Consider the following 12,282-nt stretch of genomic DNA (forward strand, 5'->3'; position numbering starts at 1 on the left):
GGGGAGCACCTCGTCGGTGCCCCTACGGCAGGGGGCTAGCATCTCGTAACGTGGCGAAGGTAACGGATCTTGTCAAACGCGTGCTGGTGGGCCGGGCGCTGAGGAGCGGCCAGCTCCATGAGCAACTGCTGCCCAAACGCATCGCCCTGCCGGTCTTCGCCAGCGATGCCCTGTCCTCTGTGGCGTACGCGCCGCAGGAGATCCTGGTCATCCTGTCGCTGGCCGGAGTGTCGTTCTACGCCTACAGCCCATGGGTCGCGATCGCTGTCGTGGTCGTGATGCTCACGGTCGTGGCCTCCTACCGGCAGAACGTGCACGCCTACCCGAGCGGCGGCGGCGACTACGAGGTGGCCACCACCAACCTGGGCAAGAACGCCGGCCTGACCGTGGCCAGCGCGCTCATGGTCGACTACGTGCTGACCGTGGCGGTGTCGGTCGCCAACGGCGTCGACTACGTGGGCGCCACGATCCCCTTCGTCGGCCAGCACAAGCCGGCCGTCGCCATCGTCATCGTCGCCCTGCTCACCGTGGTCAACCTGCGCGGTCTGCGCGAGTCGGGGGCCGCCTTCGCCGTCCCGACGTACGCGTTCATGATCGCGGTGCTGGGGCTGATCCTCTGGGGCGGCTTCCGGCTGCTGGTGCTCGGCGACGAGCTGCGGGCGCCCAGCGCGGGGTTCACCATCGACGCCGAGCAGACCAACCTGACCACCTTCGCCGCCGCCTTCCTCATCCTGCGCGCCTTCTCCTCCGGCTGCGCGGCGCTGACGGGCGTCGAGGCCATCAGCAACGGCGTGCCCGCCTTCCGCAAGCCCAAGAGCAAGAACGCCGCCACGACGCTGCTCATGATGGGCCTGGTCGCGATCACCATGTTCGGCGGCATCATCGCGCTGGGCCTGGCCTCGGGCGTGAAGGTGGCCGAGCCGTCCGTGGTGGCCACGGACCTGCACGGGCCCGGCGGGCAACCGGTCGGTCCCGGCTACTACCAGCAGCCGATCATCTCGCAGGTGGCCGACGCGGTCTTCGGCGGCGGCTCGCTGCCGTTCGTGATCATCTCGGCGGTCACCGCGCTCATCCTGTTCCTGGCCGCCAACACCGCCTTCAACGGCTTCCCGGTGCTCGGCTCGATCCTGGCCCAGGACCGCTACCTGCCGCGCCAGCTGCACACCCGCGGCGACCGGCTGGCATTCTCCAATGGCATCGTCATCCTGGCGCTGGGCGCGTGCCTGCTGCTGTGGGGGTTCGACGCCGACGTCAGCCGCCTGCTGAACCTTTACATCGTCGGCGTCTTCGTCTCCTTCACGCTCAGCCAGATCGGCATGGTCATCCACTGGACCCGCCATCTCAAGACGGAGACCGACCCCAAGATCCGGCACCAGATGCACCGCTCGCGGGTGATCAACTTCTTCGGCGGCATCATGACCGGGCTGGTGCTGGTCGTCGTGCTGCTGACCAAGTTCCTGGTCGGCGCCTGGATCGTGTGCTTCGCGATGCCGGTCCTGTTCCTCATGATGAAGGCCATCAGGCGCCACTACGACAACGTGGCGGCCGAGCTGGAGATCACCGAGGAGTACGACGAGTCGACGCTGCCGGCGCGCAACCACGCGATCGTCCTGGTCTCCAAGATCCACAAGCCGACGCTGCGCGCGGTCGCCTACGCCCGCGCCACCCGGCCGTCCACGCTGGAGGCGATCACCGTCGGCGTCGAGGGCGCCGAGGCGCGGCAGCTCCAGGACGAGTGGGAGCGCCTGGGCATCCCGGTGCCGCTCAAGATGCTCGACTCGCCGTACCGGGAGATCACCCAGCCGATCCTCGACTACGTCAAGACCCTGCGCCGCCGCTCGCCGCGCGACGTCGTGACCGTGTTCATCCCCGAGTACGTGGTCGGGCACTGGTGGGAGCACCTGCTGCACAACCAGAGCGCGCTGCGGCTGAAGGCGCGGCTGCTGTTCAAGCCGGGCGTCATGGTGACGAGCGTGCCGTGGCAGCTCCACTCCTCCGACCGGCTCAAGGGCCGGCCCGAGCCGGCCGCCCCGGGTGCTTCGCGCCGGGCGGGACATCAGGTGGCCAAGAAGCAGGTCAAGGCCGGGGACCACTCCGCGTAACGGGCTAAGTCCGGAAAGTGGCAGTGCCGGTCAGGGCATAGGGTGTCCGTGTGGAACAGGCATCTCTCGAGCTGACGGTAGGTCCGGTCGCCCATGGCGGTTGGTGCGTGGCGCGCCATGACGGGCGGGTGGTGTTCGTCCGCCACGCGCTGCCCGGCGAGCGGGTCATCGCCCACGTCACCGAGGAGACGACCCGCTTCCTCCGGGCCGACGCCGTACAGGTGCTGGAGCCCTCCCCCGACCGCGTGGTCCCACCCTGCCCCTACGCGGGCCCCGGCCGCTGCGGCGGCTGTGACTGGCAGCACGCCACCCAGGAGGCCCAGCGCGGCCTCAAGGCCGCCGTGGTGGCCGAACAGCTGAGCAGGCTGGCCGGCATCGAGCGCGAGATCGTGGTCGAGGAGGTGCCGGGCGCCAAGGACGGGCTCGGCTGGCGCACCCGCGTCCAGTTCGCCGCGCGGCCCGGCGGCGAGCTCGGCTTCCGCAGGCACCGCTCGCACGACATCGAGGTGGTCGACGCCTGCCTGATCGCGCACCCGGAGGTGGAGGCCGTAGGGGCCGAGCAGCGCGAGTGGCAGGGCGCGTCCGCCGTCGAGGTGATCGCCTCCTCGACCGGCGACCGGGCCGTGGTGGTCCGGCCGCGCCCCAGGCGCAGCGTGGCCGTGCCCGACCTCGACGCGCCCGCCTCGATCCTGCTGGATCAGGGCAAGGGCCACACCGTCCCGCGCAAGGGCTCGGGCGTGCTGCGCGAGCAGGTGGGCGACCGCGAGTTCAGAGTGGCGGGCAGCGGCTTCTGGCAGGTGCACCCGGGCGCCGCCGAGACCCTGCTGGACGCCGTCCTGTCCTACGCCGCGCCGGAGCCGGGGGAGTGGGCGCTGGACCTCTACTGCGGGGTCGGCCTGTTCGCCGCCGGTCTGGCGGAGGGCGTGGGGGAGCAGGGCGCGGTGTTCGGCCTGGAGTCGGAGGCGTCGGCCGTCCGCGACGCCCGCGCCAACCTGCGCGACCTGCCGCAGGCCCGGGTGGAGCGCGGACGGGTGGAGGAGGCGCTGGACCGGTTCCAGATCGAGCGGGCCGACATCGTCGTCGTCGACCCGCCCCGGTCGGGGCTGGGGCGCGACGTGGTCCACCGGATCACCTCGCTGGATTCCTCGCGGATCGTCTACGTCTCGTGCGACCCGGCGACGCTGGCCCGCGACCTGGCCTGGTTCGGCGACGACGGTTACGGGCTGGTCGACCTGCGGGCCTTCGACGCCTTCCCGATGACCCACCATGTGGAGTGCGTGGCGCTGCTGGCCAGGGGATGACGTCCTTCCCCACAGCTTGGTGATGGGAAGCTGACCTCCACCGCATGTCCTCATGGGCCGACGCCTGGGAGCTGGTCTTGGCAAGCACTACGGATAGCCGCCCATCCATCGACGCCGCGCTGGTCAGGCGCCTGGTCGATGCCCAGTTCCCGCAGTGGGCCGAGCTGCCTCTGAAGCTGCTCGAACCGGCCGGCTCGGACCATGTGATCTACCGGCTGGGCGAGGAGCTGTCCGTCCGGCTGCCCCGCCACACCGGGGCCATAGGGCAGGCCGAGAAGGAGTACGAGTGGCTGCCCCGGCTGGCCCCGCACCTGCCGCTGGCCATCCCGGTGCCGGTGGGGGTGGGCGAGCCCGGCTACGGCTATCCCTGGCCGTGGGCGGTGTCGCGCTGGCTGGACGGCGAGGTGGCGACCGTGGAGACCCTGGCCTCCTCGTCCGAGGCCGCCGTCGAACTGGCGGAGTTCCTTGCTGCCCTTCAGCGGTTCGCGCCCGAGGACGCGGGTGCCAGAGATGACCTCACGGGCCGGCCGCTGGCAGACCGGGACCGCGCCACGCGGGCCGCCATCGCGCAGGTGAGCACCACTTTTGACGCCGAGGCCATGACCGAGTTGTGGGACGCGGCGCTGAGCGTTCCCGGATGGGATCGGCCCCCGGTCTGGTACCACGGCGACTTCCACACCGGCAACCTGCTGACCGCCGACGGCCGCCTCAGCGCGGTCATCGACTTCGGCGACCCGGCCTGCGACCTGACCGTCGCCTTCACCCTGATGTCGGCCGAGAGCCGGGCCGCCTTCCGCGCGGCGCTCGGTGTGGACGACGACACCTGGACCCGCGGCCGCGGCTGGGCGCTCGCCACCGGCCTGAACGCCTACACCTCGTACGCTGCCACCAACTCCCGGGTCGCCACCCAGACCACCCGCCAGATCACCGAGGCCCTCATCGGCTGATCAGCGGCCTCCCCGGCCCCTACGTGTCGCCCAGCGTTCGCGATGGCGCGATGGTCAAACCGCGGGCGAGAGCGGGCCCGGCTGGGGGCGCGGGTTGGCGAGGTCGTGGGCTGAGCGGGTGAGCCAGACCAGCATCAGGACGCCAACGGCCGCCATGGCGTCGTCGTAAATGTTTGTCTCGCTCGTGAGCAGCGTGCCCCCCAGCCCCACAACGAACGGCGACACCAGGGCGGCGATGCCGTACCAGACGGTGTCCCGCTGCCAGCGGCGGTCTCGTCGTTGCGCGCGCAGCAACAGCACCGTCCAGATCAAAAACGCCACGCCGCAGATCAGCTCGAGCCAGTCGGGCACCGGCCACTCGAGGACGTTGAGGACCTCGATGGCGCCGAAGCCTCCGTACGCCAGCACACCGGCGCCTCGCGCATGTTCGGCGAACTCCAGGTTGGGCCCCAGCACCGACGCGAACAGCGTCACGACCAGCCACATCACCGCAGCGTCGAGCACCACCGCCCACCAGGGCCAGTACGGCAGGACGGAGCCGAGCAGCCAGGACGTCGCCGCGGCATACAGCGCGACCCGCAGCCGCCGCGTGCCCTGGTCCAGCTCGGGCGATGGCCCCGCCAGCGGCCCGCGCAGGCTCTGCCACAGCGCCCAGGCCCACGGCAGTCCGGCCAGGACCAGGACGAGCACATTCGGCCAGGTGACCACGACGTTTTTGTCCCTCTCCGTGAACACCGTCAACCACCACAGCACGCCAAGGTTGCCTGTGGTCAGCGCGATCACGGCGGCGACGACCAGCGCGACGACGTACACACCCATGATGAGCAGGGCGGGAGTGGCTAAGAGATGACGACGGGGCACGTGATGCTTCCTGGGGGCGAAGGGACTCGAACGCCCCACCATAACGAGGCACCGACGCGAAGTCGATCAAGCGAATGGGGGTCGCTCGTGCACGTGTCCGCGACACGTGCACGAGCGGGTGGCGATCAGAACCGGAAGTTCCAGCCGGGTGTGCCGGGCAGCGGAGCGACGGGCTCGCTGAGCGTACTCACCTCAGCGGGCGGGACCGCCGGGCAACGGACTCCCTTCGCCGGGAGCCTCTGCGTGAGCAGGTAGGAGTCGATGACCTCGTTGCCGCACGCTCCACGCCCCAGGACGATGTGCCCCCAGCCCTCGTACGTGAGCAGCCGCCCCGAACGGCCCAGCTGGCGGGTCGTGCCGAGCGCCCACGGGTAGACGGTCGCGGGGTCGTGCAGGGAGTTGGCGACCAGCAACGGCGTGTCCGTGCGGACGTTCAGGCGATGCTGCGGGTTGGGGATCGGGCCGGGCGTCCCGAGGCAGGCGACGGTCGTCGCGATCCCGATCGGGCTGTAGCGCATTTCGGGCGCGATCTTGGCCATGCGGCGCAGGTGCCCGGAGAACTCGCGGTAGTCGCGGATCGGCAGCCGGTAGTCCAGGCAGAAGGTCTGCATCGGATTGGGGCTGACCTCTTCCGCGCTGTTCGCCTGCGTGCTGCTCTTCTGGGCGCCGGCGAGCGACATCCGCAACGCGCTTTCGCCCGTCGCCTGGCCGCTGTCGAGATCGGCGAGCAGCTGGGAGAGCGGTAGCCAGTTGGCGGGGTCATAGAAGGCGCCCAGCGCCGCGTTGACGATCGCGAACGCGGTCACCGGGCTGCCGGGCTCCCCCGGAACGTGCAGTTCACCCCGGTCGGCCCGCTCCAGCAGCCCCCGCCAGAACGCCTTGACGTCCTGACCGTGCTGGAGACAGCGGCTGTCCCGGTCGCACCAGGCCGCGAACTCGTTGAAGGCGTCCTGCGCGCCCCACGTCTCGGTGTCCATGAACGCTTGCGTGCCCAGGCTGTGGTCCATGGTGCTGTCCAGGACGAAGGCGCGGACCCGATTCGGGTAGCGCTCGGCGTACAGCTGGCCGAGGAGGGTACCGTACGAACCGCCCCAGAACGACAGCTGCCGCTCGCCGAGCGCGGCGCGGAAGGCGTCCAGGTCGGCCGCCGTGCTGAGCGAGTCGACGTGGTCGAACAGCGGGCCGGTACGGGCCCGGCAGTCGGCACGCAGGGTCTCGTTGTAGGCCACCATCCGGTCGAAGTCGGCCTGGCTCTTCATGAGCGGATCCGGCGCCTGCGTCATCAGGTCTGTGGAGCAGACGACAGGGTGGCTCCGGTTCGTGCCACGCGGGTCGAGACCGACGATGTCGAAGCGGCGCAGCACATCGGCGCTGAAGCGCCGCTGGCTCGTGAGGACCAGGTTCACTCCCGAGCCACCTGGGCCACCGGCTCCGAGGGCGAGCACACCGATCCTGGCCGCCGGATCGGTGGCCTTACGGCGAGCGACCCCGACCTGGAAGGTGCCGCCTTCCGGATGTTTCCCGTCGATGGGGACGGTGATCGTCCCGCAGTCGACTGCGGCATCTTCCGGACAGGGCGTCCAGGAGATCGCGGTACGGGCCGGATCGGTCCGCTCTGCGGCGCGCGTGGCCGGCGTGATCAAGAGGAGTGGGATTGTGAGCCCCGATAACAGGGCAACGAATCTTCGCATGTCCCGATCTTTGACCGCCTCCGGACTAGAAGGGAATCGGGCGGAAGTAGGGACGTCGCATCCTCCGCAAGGATGACGGACCGACGTCTGTTCGGTGACCTCAACGAACACGCCATCGCCTGGGCGGCACTTGGGTCGACGCTCTGGCCGTCGGTGAGTCGGTCCGGTGGGCCGGGCACCGGCCCGACGGCGAGCACCGTGCACAGGTGGCCGGGTATGCCGCCGTCAACCCCCGGGTCGCCGCCCAGACCACCCGCCAGATCACCGAGGCGCTCCTCGGCTAGCGTCTCCCCGGCTCGGGTCCGACGGCGCTGTCCACGCGGCGTTCGTCGGCGACCTCAGACGGTGCGAACGCAGGCGCACTGGCATGCCGCGAGTGTGCCCTCCGCAGCCTCTGCGGCTTCCCGGGTGGCGACTTCGGTCCGGTATATGTCAATCCGACGGCACCCACTCCAAGGGCACCACCACCTACTCGTTCACCACTCCCAGGTAACGGAGCGGACCCCAGCCAACGCGTCAGCCGTTGTGTCGAAGGGCGTTGAGGGCCAGGGGGCGGGACATCGCGCCGCGGACGCGCTCGGCGAGTTCGCCGGCGCCGGTCTTTGCCTGCCCGGCCCGCAGCGCCGAGCCGAGCCGAGCGTGCCGCAGGGAGTGATCTTCCCGTCGCCGGCAGCGCGTTCAGGCGAAGCGTTCGATCGTGACAGGGATCAGGCCCTGGCCGCGGATCGCCTGCCGGTGGTGGTGGAGCAGCGCCCCGACGGCGGAGTCCGGGCCGGGCCCCAGGCGTACGGTCGCATCGAGGCACCAGGCGATCCCCGGCCCGATCCGCCGCAACTCCCAGGTGAAGTCGTGACCCGCGGCGGTCGCCGTCGCCGTGCCGACCACGCGGGCCAGGGGATCCGCGGGGTCGTCGACCGGCTCCAGCCTCAGGGCCGACCGCACGTTCGCCAGGCCGCCGCCGACTTCTCCGTCGAGTTCTCCGGCGAACAGGACGCGGTAGCGGCGCGATCCCGTCACGCCCAGGTCCAGCGGGGCGGCGGCCGGCAGCGGCTGGCGGTCGCGGAACAGGGCGCGGATCTCCGCCTCCTGCGGCAGTTCGCCGCCGCCGCACGCCTGGTAGGCGCCGCCCGCGGCGTGACGGGTCACCGGGATGACCCGCGAACGCAGCAGGGCGTCGGTACGGAGGTCACGGCTCGTCGCGGATGAACCGCCCCAGGCGCCGGTCGTGGACGGACCGCCCCAGGCGCCGGTCGCCGACGACCATTCGACACTGTCGATGCCGGCCGCCGTGTAGTCGTCGCAGAGCACGAACTCCTCGACCAGGATCCCCAGGGGCTGCTCCCCACGGTCTCTGTCGTCCGGCGTGGCGAAGATCAGGTAGTAGTCCAGCGAGGCTTCGTCCACGACCTCACCACCCGCCGCTTTCACAGCCACCCCATGCGCTGCGCCGTACGGATGGCTTCGAGCCGGTTCTGGGCGTTCAGCTTGGTCATCGCGCTGGACAGGTAGTTGCGCACGGTTCCCTCAGTCAGGTGCAGCTCGGCCGCGATCCGCGCGATCGTGGCCCCGTCGTCGGCCAGGCGCAGGGCGTCCCGTTCCCGCTCGGTGAGGGGACTGTCGCCGGCGGCCATGGCCGCCGCCGCGAGTTCGGCGTCCAGGTAGCGGCCGCCCGACTGCACCTTGCGGATCGCCATGGCCAGCTCCTCGGCCGAGGCGTCCTTGCCGAGGAACCCGCTCACCCCCGCCGCCATCGCCCTGCGCAGGTAGCCGGGCCGCCCCAGGCTGGTCAGGATGACGATCTTGCACATGGAGCTGATCTGCTCCGCCGCGCTCAGCCCGTCCATGCCGGGCATCTCGATGTCGAGTACGGCCACGTCGGGGCGGTGTTCGACGACGGCGGCCAGCACCTCGTCGCCCCGGCCGACCTGGGCGATCACCTCGATGCCCGCCTCCAGGTCGAGCAGGGCCGCGAGGGCGCCGCGGACCAGGTGCTCGTCGTCGGCCAGCAGTACGCGCGTCGTCATGCCGGAACCGCCGCCCTGAGCAGGAAGGCGCCGTCATCCGTGGGCGCCGCCGACAGCGTGCCGCCCACGGCGCTGACCCGCTGCGACAGGCCGCCGAGTCCATCCGGCGCGTGGTCGCTCACCGGCCCGTCGACCCCGTCGTTGGACATCTCCAGCACCCCATCCTCGATCGTTATCGTGCAATGTCCGGCCTTGCTGTGCTTGAGGACGTTGGTCGCGCCTTCCCGGATCACGGTGGCCAGCAGCGTGCGGGTCTCGGCGGTCAGCGAGGCCGTGTCCGCCTGGACGACGCAGCGGACGTCCGCCGCCTCCAGCACCGCCCGCACGCTGGCGAGGACCTCGTCGAGGTCCACGGCCCGGTAACTCTGTACGGTGGAGCGCACCTCGCGCAGCGTCTGCCTGGCCAGGTCGCGCACCTCGAACATCTCGCCCGCCGCCGCCGAGGGATCCTCGCGCAGTGTCAGGGAGGCGGCCCCGGCCCTGGCCGAGATGTCGGCGAGGCTCTGGCCGAGCAGGTCGTTCAGGTCGCGGGCGAAGCGCAGGCGTTCCTCCGACACCGCGAGCCTGGCCCTGGCCTCCTGGCCCTCGTGGGCGTCCCTGGCCACGCGCCACAGCCACAGGTTCGCCAGGACGCCGCCGGCGATGAGGGCGGTGAGGATGGTCTGGAGGAGGAGGATCTCGATCAGGAACCCGATGGTGAGCGTGACGTACGCGTTGAGGATCACGATCGACCCGGCGGCGAGGATGAGGATGGTGCGCCTGCGGACGAACGGGGCGAGCATTCCCAGCCACACCGGGATCGCCCAGACCAGCGCCAAGACGGCCAGGGGCAGCGTGATGACGCTGGCGACCGCCAGGATCCCGGTCGGCCGCCGGCCGCCCCTCACGGCGATCCTGAACGCGCGGGTGGCCAGCCCGAGCAGGACGAGGAGCAGGACGATCGCCGCTGTCGTGAGGGCCGCGGGAAATCCCGCCCGCCACCGGGCGTACAGCTCGAAGAGCCCGAGCAGGGCGAGCAGGTTGGCGATGTCGGTGGTGTAGAGGATCAGCCAGCGCACCTTGTCGAGCCGGCTCGCCCGCCGAAGCCGGCCACCGCCCTCCCAGCTCGCCCGCCATGGCCGGCCGCCGCCCATCGCCCTCATGCGGGCACCGCCGCCCGCAGCAGGAACTCGCCCGCGGGCGTGCTGGCCGCCGTGAACGAGCCACCTGCGGCCGCCATGCGCTCGGCCAGCCCGCGCAGCCCGCTCCCGGCCCCGGTCGCGCCGCTGGTCGCGCCGCTGGTCGCGCCGCTGGTCGCGGGCGCGGGCACGCCGTCGTTGCGCATCTCCAGCACGCCACCGTCGATGACGATCTCGCAGCGCGTGGCCGTACTGTGCTTGAGCACGTTGGTAGCCCCCTCGCGCACCGCCCAGGCGAGCAGCGTACGGGCGGCGGGGGACAGGTCGTCGGTCCTGGCCTCGATGACGCACCGCGCGCCCGCCGCCTCCAGCGCGGCGCGGACCCCGGCGAGCTCCTCGTCCAGATCGAGCACCCGGTAGCCGTCCACGGCCACCTGCACCTCGGCGAGCGACTCCGCGGCCAGTCGGCCTACGTCGGCCATCTCGGCCGCCGCCTTGCCCGCGTCGATGGTGGCCAGCTTGGCGGCCAGCTCGCTCTTCAGCGTCAGGACGGACAGGCTGTGGCCGAGCAGATCGTGCAGGTCGCGGGCGAAGCGCAGCCGTTCGTTCGACACGGCCAGGGTGGCCTTGGCCTCCCGGCTGTCGTAGGCCTCCCTGATCGTCCACCACAGCCAGCGCCAGAGCCTCATGGTGCCGGACAGCAGCACGGCGGACAGCGTGAGGGAGATCAGGAGGTACGGCCACGACTGGTCGCTGACCGCCGACACGTAGAAGGCGGTCAGCGCGACCAGCGCGGCGCCCACGCAGGCCGTCGCCCGCAGCGGGAGGTAGAGGGAGAGGCCCGAGAGCCAGAGGCACCCGATCATCTCCCACGAGCCGGTGGTGGTGGCGGAGGGAGGCACGAGCGCCACCGCGCCGGCGGCGAACAGCCCGCCCGCGACCAGCTTCGCCGTGGGCCGCGGCCGGTCGTCGTAGGCGTCACGCAGGATCAGGGGAAGGAAGGCCAGCACGGCCAGCACGCACACCGCGGCGGCCACCGCGTGCGGTACGGAGATCCGCCCCGCGCGGGCCGAGGTGAGGACCATCATCGAGAGCATGAAGCCCATCAGGGCGACCGTGGCGTCCATCCAGTAGAGGAGGATCTTCTTCGCCGTCTGCGGACGGGTCGCCATCTCACCCCTCTCTCGTCGACAAAAGCCACGTTGCTCACAAACTTCGTTGCTCACAAAATCCTATGGCCGTCGTGGGAGCAGCGGGGTTGGGCGGGGACATCCTCCGGGTGTCGTCCATTGTGTGGTGGTACGTAAGCGGATAATGGGGCTTATGAAGTTGCGGATCTTCACCGAGCCCCAGCAGGGTGCCACCTACGACGACCTGCTCACCGTCGCCCAGGCCACGGAACGGCTGGGCTTCGACGCGTTCTTCCGGTCCGACCATTACATGCGCATCGGGGAAGGGGAACCGGGCCCCGGTTCGACCGACGCCTGGCTCACGCTGGCCGCGCTGGCCAGGGAGACCTCCACGATCAGGCTCGGCACGCTGGTGAGCCCGGCCACCTTCCGGCTGCCGGGGCCGCTGGCCATCAGCGTCGCGCAGGTGGACCAGATGAGCGGCGGCCGGGTCGAGCTGGGCCTCGGGACCGGCTGGCTGGAGGAGGAGCACCGGGCGTACGGCATCCCGTTCCCGCCGGTGGCGGAGCGGTTCGGCCGGTTCGAGGAGCAGCTGGAGATCATCCTAGGGCTCTGGACGGCGGAGAAGACCTACTCCTTCGAGGGCAGGTACTACCGGCTCGTCGACTCCCCGGCGCTGCCCAAGCCGGTCCAGCGCCCGCGCCCGCCGGTCATCATCGGCGGCGTCGGCGCCAAGCGCACGCCCCGGCTGGTGGCCGCCTTCGCCGACGAGTACAATGTGCCGTTCAGGACCCTGTCCGACACGAGCGCGGCCTATGACCGGGTGCGGGAAGCGACGGCGGAGACCGGCCGTACCGTGCTCCTGTCGGCGGCGCAGACCGTCTGCGTCGGCCGCGACCAGGCCGAGATCGAAAGGCGCGCGGCCGCCATCGGCGAGGATGTGGCCGGGCTGCGCGCGGGCGGCCTCGCGGGGACGCCGGCCGAGGTGGTCGACAAGATCGGCCAGTTGGGCGAGCTCGGTGCCGAGCGCGTCTACCTCCAGGTCATGGATCTGTCCGACCTCGAACACCTGGAACTCATCGCGGCCGAGGTACTGCCGCACGTCTGA

The 12,282-nt window shown here is 71.1% G+C and carries 10 protein-coding genes; 4 read left to right on the plus strand and 6 right to left on the minus strand.

All coding sequences use genetic code 11. The annotated features are described in order from the left end of the window. The first annotated feature begins 50 nt into the window (after positions 1-50). From AB0H88_RS07645 to AB0H88_RS07655, 3 genes are all read left to right on the plus strand, one after another. Positions 51-2,102 carry an APC family permease gene (locus AB0H88_RS07645; RefSeq protein WP_357642479.1) on the plus strand — a complete coding sequence of 684 codons (2,052 nt, stop codon included), beginning with the start codon at positions 51-53 and terminating at the stop codon, positions 2,100-2,102. A 50-nt stretch (positions 2,103-2,152) separates the two neighbouring features. After that, on the plus strand, positions 2,153-3,403 hold the full coding sequence (locus AB0H88_RS07650) for a class I SAM-dependent RNA methyltransferase (RefSeq protein ID WP_357642480.1): 1,251 nt from the start codon (positions 2,153-2,155) through the stop codon (positions 3,401-3,403). A 77-nt stretch (positions 3,404-3,480) separates the two neighbouring features. Continuing rightward, positions 3,481-4,350, plus strand: coding sequence for an aminoglycoside phosphotransferase family protein (locus AB0H88_RS07655; protein ID WP_357642481.1), 870 nt, complete (start codon positions 3,481-3,483; stop codon positions 4,348-4,350). A 54-nt stretch (positions 4,351-4,404) separates the two neighbouring features. Here AB0H88_RS07655 and AB0H88_RS07660 read toward each other — a convergent pair whose 3' ends face one another. From AB0H88_RS07660 to AB0H88_RS07685, 6 genes are all read right to left on the minus strand, one after another. Next, on the minus strand, positions 4,405-5,211 hold the full coding sequence (locus AB0H88_RS07660; protein WP_357642482.1) for a hypothetical protein: 807 nt from the start codon (positions 5,209-5,211) through the stop codon (positions 4,405-4,407). A 125-nt stretch (positions 5,212-5,336) separates the two neighbouring features. Continuing rightward, the gene (locus tag AB0H88_RS07665; RefSeq protein WP_357642483.1) at positions 5,337-6,854 is read right to left on the minus strand and encodes an alpha/beta hydrolase; all 1,518 of its coding nucleotides are present in this window, start codon (positions 6,852-6,854) and stop codon (positions 5,337-5,339) included. Positions 6,855-7,580: 726 nt separating this feature from the next. Further along, a complete protein-coding gene (locus tag AB0H88_RS07670; protein WP_357642484.1) occupies positions 7,581-8,306 on the minus strand; it encodes a hypothetical protein in 726 nt (241 codons plus the stop codon). Between the two features lie 20 nt (positions 8,307-8,326). Continuing rightward, positions 8,327-8,926, minus strand: a complete 600-nt coding sequence (locus AB0H88_RS07675; protein ID WP_357642485.1) for a response regulator transcription factor — start codon at positions 8,924-8,926, stop codon at positions 8,327-8,329. After that, on the minus strand, positions 8,923-10,068 hold the full coding sequence (locus AB0H88_RS07680) for a histidine kinase (RefSeq protein WP_357642486.1): 1,146 nt from the start codon (positions 10,066-10,068) through the stop codon (positions 8,923-8,925). Before AB0H88_RS07680 ends, AB0H88_RS07675 begins: the two co-directional genes overlap by 4 nt. Next, complete coding sequence (locus AB0H88_RS07685; RefSeq protein WP_357642487.1) at positions 10,065-11,216, minus strand: histidine kinase; 1,152 nt, start codon at positions 11,214-11,216, stop codon at positions 10,065-10,067. Before AB0H88_RS07685 ends, AB0H88_RS07680 begins: the two co-directional genes overlap by 4 nt. Positions 11,217-11,367: 151 nt before the next feature. Between AB0H88_RS07685 and AB0H88_RS07690 the strand changes: the two genes are divergently transcribed. After that, positions 11,368-12,282: an LLM class F420-dependent oxidoreductase gene (locus AB0H88_RS07690; RefSeq protein ID WP_357642488.1), complete on the plus strand. Its 915-nt coding sequence runs from the start codon at positions 11,368-11,370 to the stop codon at positions 12,280-12,282.

Source organism: Nonomuraea sp. NPDC050680 (assembly GCF_040654555.1).
GTDB lineage: Bacteria > Actinomycetota > Actinomycetes > Streptosporangiales > Streptosporangiaceae > Nonomuraea.